Genomic DNA, 3,009 nt, shown 5'->3' with positions numbered 1-3,009 from the left:
GATCGCCGCGCTGCGCGACCGGCGGATCGATTTCGGGATGATCCGGCTGCCGGCCGCGTATGCGGGCATCGACACGCGTGTGGTGCTCGAGGAAGGCTTCGTCGTCGCGCTGCCGCTCGACCATCCGAGCGCCGACGCGAAGGTGCCGGACGAGGCCGCTGCGCAGCCCGCCGACATGCCGGCGTTGTCCGATCCGGCGCAAGGATTGCCGCCGGCTTCGGTCGACCAGCAGGCCGCTCCGGTTGCCCCGGTCGTGCCGGCTCCGGCTGTCATCTCGACGAGCACGTCGTCGTAAGTACGCGGGTCGGACGCCCGTGCGACCGGCACGCCGGCCGCACGGGCGTCGTTCGGACCCGATGCCCGACGGTCGTTTCCTGTTTGACGGGTGTTGGTCCCATCCCCGAGGTCAACACCTCTTTTTGCCCGACGAGGATGCAAGGAGGCCTCAATCATGAGGATCTTTTTGGTCGCTCTGTTGTTGTACAGCGCGCAAGCCGCAGCGCAGGCGGTATTTCAGAACCCGGCGGTCTTCGTGATCCTGGGCGAGCAGACCGCCGCGAACGCCGTGAGCGTCGAGCAGGCGCTGACGACGCTCGGTCGTGCCGACAACACGGCATGCGCGCCGATGATGATGATCGGCGATCCGCAGATGATCTACATGATGCCGGAGGAGGGTCACGCGCCGTCGTGGCAATCGCCGGTGTACGGCCGTGGTGCGCCGTTCGAAGCGCAGAACGGGCCGACGCCGACCGGCAAGACGATCGGCGCGATGCAGCATGCCGAGGACATGCAGACGCAGCCATGGAGCGACGGCAGCGCGATCACGCAGAAGATCGCCGGCGAGTCGAGCGTGACGGCGGCGGATCGGGTGAGCGGGTGGCAGCGCAACGGGCTCAATTCGATCGAGACGGCCCGTGCGACGGAAGTCACGGTGAACGGCAAGACCTACCGCGCCTATCGTGACGACCTCAACGGTTCCACGAAGCCGGTCGTCGAGCCGCAAATCTACACACAGCGCGTCGTTTTCTGCCGATAGCGAAACGCCAATCCGAGGACGGCCCGGCGCCGCGCTGCGGGACCACGACGTCTCGCCCTGCGCGATCCGGCGACGGCCGTTTCGACAACCAACCCAAGCGACGAGGCCATCGTGAACTATTGCTGCCAGATCAGGGTATCGGGCCCGCAGGATCTCGAACGCGACGCGGGAACGGCGCCATTCGTCGCCGTCCGGCGCAACCATGTCGTACCGTCGCGGCCGCTCGTCTACCTGTCGCAGCAGCCCGATGCCGCGCTCGTCGACTGTCTCGCGTCGCGTGGCTGGGACGTGTGGCGCGCGAAAACCGTTGCGGACGCACTGAATCTCGTCAGGGCGAACCGTCCGCATGCGGGCATCGTCGATTTCGGCGGCTTCGCGTCGCCCGACGTCATGTCGTTCGAGGCGCTGCTGCGCGACCCGCGCGTCGGCTGGGTCGCGCTCGCCGACGACGAGCGGCTGAGGGATCTCGCCATCGCGCGCCTGATTCGCCACTGCTGCTTCGACTACGTGCGCAATGCGACCGCGTACACGACGATCGGCTATCTGGTCGGCCATGCATACGGGATGCTGAAGCTCGCGGACGGCAGCCCGGACGCCGATGCGGCGCCCCCCGGCGGCACGATGATCGGCTCGTGCAACGCGATGCGCCGGCTGTTCGCGACGATCCGCAAGGTCGCGAACACGGATGCCACCGTCTTCATCGCCGGCGAATCCGGCACCGGCAAGGAGCTGACGGCGGCAGCGATCCACCAGCAGTCGTTGCGCGCCGAGGCGCCGTTCGTTGCCGTGAACTGCGCGGCCATTCCGTCGACGCTGCTGCAGGCCGAACTGTTCGGCCACGAGCGCGGCGCGTTCACGGGCGCGCACCAGCGCAAGATCGGCCGGATCGAGGCCGCGCACGGCGGCACGCTGTTTCTCGATGAAATCGGCGACATGCCGTTCGAAAGCCAGGCGAGCCTGCTGCGCTTCCTGCAGGAAGGCACGATCGAGCGCCTCGGCGGGCACGCGTCGATTCCGGTGGACGTGCGGATCGTGTCGGCGACTCACGTCGATCTCGAAGCCGCGATGCAGGCGGGGCGGTTCCGTGCCGACCTGTACTACCGCCTGTGCGTGCTGCGCATCGACGAGCCGCCGCTGCGCGTGCGCGGCCGCGACATCATGCTGCTCGCCGACCACGTGCTGCGGCGCTATCGCGGCGACAGTTCGCACCGGATTCGCGGCTTCATGCCGTGCGCGATCGAAGCGATCCACAACTATCCGTGGCCCGGCAACGTGCGCGAGCTGATCAACCGGATCCGGTTCGCGGTCGTGATGACGAACGGCCCGATGATCTCGGCCGCCGATCTCGAACTGCAGCAGTACACGTCGCGGCAGCCGCCGACGCTCGCGGAAGCGCGCCGGCAGGCCGAGCGGCACGCGATCGAGGAAACGCTGCTGCGGCACCGCCACCAGCACGCGGACGTGGCCGCCGAGCTGGGCATTTCGCGCGCGACGCTGTATCGGCTGATGACCGCCCACGGGCTGCACGGCTGACGCGCCGCGGCGCAGCCAGCCGCTCAAGACCGCGCGACGGCGGCCGTTAAGACAGGCAACGGCCCGTCCGGACCGCCGGCGCAGCGATGCGCGCGCGGCCGGCACGCGGCGCATCACGCTTATCCGAGGTTACCGTGGCAGAGTGCAGTCACTGCGGCAGGACGTTCCTGGTCGGCGGGCGGTCGATCGACGGCCGCCGCTATTGCCGTCCGGCGTGCGCCCGGGCGCATGCGATCGTCGTCGAGGCAGAACGGGTGCCCGACGCGAAAGTCTGGGAGTACGTGCACGACTGGCGTTACGGACCATGCCCGATCTGCTGTTCGTCGCGTACGAGCTGTGCCTGTCGCTGTCGATCGGCTATGCAAGCAACGGCCAGCAGGCGATCGAAGTCGCGATGGTCAACTATCTGTGGCCGAGCTTCACGCTGGTCGCGGCAATCG

2 protein-coding genes and 3 pseudogenes are annotated in these 3,009 nt (G+C 68.3%); all 5 read left to right on the top strand.

The features are described from left to right. Positions 1-133: pseudogene (locus tag G3N61_RS40385) on the top strand (LysR family transcriptional regulator); the annotation flags it as partial. Between the two features lie 318 nt (positions 134-451). After that, positions 452-1,036 (top strand): hypothetical protein, encoded by a 585-nt coding sequence (locus tag G3N61_RS38485; protein ID WP_043179928.1) that lies wholly within the window; start codon positions 452-454, stop codon positions 1,034-1,036. 111 nt (positions 1,037-1,147) lie between these two features. After that, positions 1,148-2,569 (top strand): sigma-54 dependent transcriptional regulator, encoded by a 1,422-nt coding sequence (locus G3N61_RS38480; RefSeq protein WP_043179926.1) that lies wholly within the window; start codon positions 1,148-1,150, stop codon positions 2,567-2,569. 134 nt (positions 2,570-2,703) lie between these two features. Then, positions 2,704-2,886 (top strand): annotated as a pseudogene (locus G3N61_RS40380) (hypothetical protein); the annotation flags it as partial. Further along, a pseudogene (locus tag G3N61_RS39955) lies at positions 2,883-3,009 on the top strand (EamA family transporter); the annotation flags it as partial. The pseudogenes G3N61_RS40380 and G3N61_RS39955, both read left to right, overlap by 4 nt.

It is taken from the genome of Burkholderia sp. Ac-20349 (genome assembly GCF_017104865.1).
Classification (GTDB): Bacteria; Pseudomonadota; Gammaproteobacteria; order Burkholderiales; family Burkholderiaceae; genus Burkholderia; species Burkholderia aenigmatica.
This window is presented reverse-complemented; position numbering and strand designations above follow the sequence as displayed.

Excerpts from the sequence above, each read along its gene's own strand:
- G3N61_RS38485 (WP_043179928.1), top strand. The coding sequence starts at position 452 with ATGAGGATCTTTTTGGTCGCTCTGTTGTTGTACAGCGCGCAAGCCGCA.